Source organism: Pseudomonas sp. P5_A12, from assembly GCF_056400685.1.
This window is the reverse complement of the sequence record NZ_JBFUKU010000482.1, coordinates 1-2,506: the sequence shown is the minus strand read 5'-3', so window position 1 is coordinate 2,506 and position 2,506 is coordinate 1. Positions and strand designations below refer to the sequence as shown.

The following is a 2,506-nucleotide window of genomic DNA, read 5'->3' as shown; positions in this document are numbered from 1 at the left end:
GTTGTGTTCACAGGAGATCAATTGTGGGAGCGAGCCTGCTCGCGATGGGGCCAGTCAGATCAATACAGAAATCAGGGCAGTGGCGAAAACGGCGTTCGCCCATCCGCGCTCTGCAATTCCATCAGGTATTTGCGAAAGATTTGCCCCAGCACCTGGGTAGCCACTTCAAGTTCTTCGCGCGGCATCTTCTCGGCCACTTCATCCGCCGTGTCCAGCGCATCTTCCGCGCCATTGACCGCCGCCATTTTCAGCACGATGTACGCCTGAATATTATTGGCCGGTACGCCTTCGCCGTGGAAGAACATGGTACCCAGTTTGAATTGCGCCTGGGCGTGGCCTTGCAGTGAGGCTTTTTCGAAATAACCGAGGGCTTGATTGAGGTCGCGCTGCGTGTTTTTGCCGTTGTAGTAGAACTCACCCAACTCGTATTGCGCTTGCGCATCCCCTTCGTCCGACGCTTTCTGGCAGGCGGCGAGCGCTTGCGTCAGGTCTTGCGGCTGAGTATTGAGGGTGCAGCGACCCATCGCTGGGATTAACAACGAGTTGCCGCCTGCTTGTGCGAGCGCGAGCAGGGGCTGAAGGAGCAACAGGCAGCCCAATGAAAGGGCGCGGCCGGTGCGGTTCATGGGAATCGACTTACCTCTGAAGGGCGCGCGGACCCATCGAGGGGATCCAATAAGCGCGCATTATGAAATAAGCAGGGCCAACCTTACAAAGTCTTTACTCGTTTTTCTGCTGCGCGGGGAATATATCGCCCAATTTGCGGGAGATTATTAGCAGTAGCGTAGGAAGAACGGTGCGAATGTAGGTAAAAGCTGACGCTGGCAGTCGCCAACGTCAGCGGCAAAGCGTTATTTCAATGCGGCGAATGCTCGCTCGGCGGCATCCAGCGTCAGTTTCAACTCGGCTTCGCCATGGGCGATCGAGGTGAAGCCGGCTTCGAAAGCGCTCGGTGCCAGGTACACCCCGCCTTCGAGCATCAAGTGGAAGAAGCGACCGAACAGGGCTGCGTCGCTGGCCATTACGTCATCGAAGGTCACGATGTCGTCAGCACCACTGAAGTACAGACCGAACATGCCGCCTGCTTGCGTGGTCACGAACGGAATGCCCGCGGCATCGGCACGCTGTTGCAGGCCGTCGAGCAGGCGGCTGGTGTAGTCGCTCAACTCGGCATGGAAGCCCGGACGGCTGATCAGGCGCAGGGTGGTCAGGCCGGCGGCCATGGCCAGCGGGTTACCTGACAACGTGCCTGCCTGGTACACCGGGCCCAGTGGCGCGATGTGCGACATGATTTCGCGCTTGCCGCCGAAGCAGCCGACTGGCATGCCGCCGCCGATAATCTTGCCAAACGTGCTCAGGTCCGGCGTTACGCCGAAGTGGGCTTGTGCACCGCCGAGGGCAACGCGGAAACCGGTCATCACTTCGTCGAAAATCAGCACCACGCCATGCTTGTCGCACAGGGTCCGCAGGCCTTCGAGGAACCCCGGTGCCGGTGGTACGCAGTTCATGTTGCCGGCAACCGGCTCGACGATGATGCACGCCACGTCCTGGCCGACTTCGGCGAGCATGGTTTGCACCGCGTCGATGTCGTTGAACGGCAGGGTCAGAGTGTGTTTGGCGAAGTCAGCCGGCACGCCGGCCGAGCTAGGTACGCCTTGGGTCAATGCACCGGAACCGGCCTTGACCAGCAGGCTGTCGGAGTGACCGTGGTAGCAGCCTTCAAACTTGATGATGTTGTCGCGACCGGTGAAACCACGGGCCAAGCGGATCGCGCTCATGGTCGCTTCGGTGCCGGAGCTGACCATGCGCACCATTTCCATCGACGGCACGATCGAGCAGACCAGATCGGCCATCTCGGTTTCCATCGCAGTCGGGGCGCCGTAGGACAACCCGTGTTCCAGTTGTTTACGCACCGCGTCCAGCACGTCCGGATGGCTGTGGCCGAGGATCATCGGGCCCCAGGAGCCCACGTAATCGACATAACGCTTGTCGTCTTCGTCGGTGACGTAGGCGCCTTCAGCGTGTTTGAAAAACAGCGGTGTGCCACCCACGCTTTTGAACGCGCGAACAGGCGAGTTCACGCCCCCGGGAATGTGTTTCTGGGCATTGGCAAACAGGGTTTCGGAACGAGACATGGTCGGGCTCTCAAATCAGATTTTAAGCTACTTAAATAGAAAGCAGTTCGTTAAAGGCGCGGGCGCGGCGTGTCACTTCACCAGGGCTCTCGGCGCCAAACAGACCGTGGACGACTGCCAGCAGATCAACCCCGTGGGCCACCAGTGGCGCGGCGTTTTCCAGGGTGATGCCACCAATCGCGCAAATCGGCAGGTGCAGTGTGCGGCGGGCCTGGTCGAGCAGTTCGAGGCTGCAAGTGGGGGCGCCGGGTTTGGTATTGGAGTTGAAGAAGCGGCCGAAGGCGACATAACTGGCGCCTTCCTTTGCGGCTTGCTCGGCGAGTTCGAGTTGCGCGTGGCAGGTCGAACCGATGATGGCTTTGGAGCCGAGC

General features: G+C 60.1%; 3 protein-coding genes. All 3 read right to left on the bottom strand.

Going from position 1 to position 2,506, the window contains the following annotated elements:
• Positions 1 to 71: 71 nt before the first annotated feature.
• Positions 72 to 626, bottom strand: a complete 555-nt coding sequence (locus AC1DSG_RS30180; RefSeq protein WP_477794139.1) for a tetratricopeptide repeat protein — start codon at positions 624 to 626, stop codon at positions 72 to 74.
• Positions 627 to 851: 225 nt separating this feature from the next.
• The gene (gene hemL, locus AC1DSG_RS30175; protein ID WP_477794138.1) at positions 852 to 2,135 is read right to left on the bottom strand and encodes a glutamate-1-semialdehyde 2,1-aminomutase; all 1,284 of its coding nucleotides are present in this window, start codon (positions 2,133 to 2,135) and stop codon (positions 852 to 854) included.
• Between the two features lie 31 nt (positions 2,136 to 2,166).
• Positions 2,167 to 2,506 (bottom strand): thiamine phosphate synthase (locus AC1DSG_RS30170; RefSeq protein ID WP_477794137.1); only part of this gene is annotated, 340 nt, incomplete at its 5' end.

Coding starts and splice junctions, on each gene's coding strand:
- AC1DSG_RS30180 (WP_477794139.1), bottom strand. CDS start 626: ATGAACCGCACCGGCCGCGCCCTTTCATTGGGCTGCCTGTTGCTCCTT.
- hemL (WP_477794138.1), bottom strand. CDS start 2,135: ATGTCTCGTTCCGAAACCCTGTTTGCCAATGCCCAGAAACACATTCCC.